The following is a 428-nucleotide window of genomic DNA, read 5'->3' as shown; positions in this document are numbered from 1 at the left end:
CTGTATTGTTGACTACTTTGGCGTATTTGACGATGCAGCAAAAGCACTAGAGTTTGACGAAGAAAGCGTACAACAAGTTATTTCTAACCTAAGTGAGTTACGCGTCAAACTACCAAAAGCAATGACTGATACGCTAGCCCACTTTACTGATGTAGACAGAACTATAGAGGGCTTTGAAGGCCTAGAGGCTGCACAGAACGCCATTAGTACAGACGAAAAGAAAGACGCCTTTGCACTGGATTTTAAATACCTGGCCAAACTGTGGGAGTCGCTTTCACCTGATAGTTTACTTGATGAATACAACGAAGATTACAAATGGCTAGCCCAGGTTTATGAGTCGGTAAAACCTGCCTCAGATAACATTGGTAAGTTGTTATGGCTAACGCTAGGCGCACAAACAACACAACTCATACACGACAACGTACATG

Annotated in this window: 1 pseudogene; it reads left to right on the top strand. The window is 42.8% G+C overall.

The features are described from left to right. A pseudogene (locus JIG37_RS18135) lies at positions 1-428 on the top strand (DEAD/DEAH box helicase); the annotation flags it as partial.

Source organism: Pseudoalteromonas sp. bablab_jr010 (assembly GCF_016464105.1).
GTDB lineage: Bacteria > Pseudomonadota > Gammaproteobacteria > Enterobacterales > Alteromonadaceae > Pseudoalteromonas > Pseudoalteromonas simplex.
This window is presented reverse-complemented; position numbering and strand designations above follow the sequence as displayed.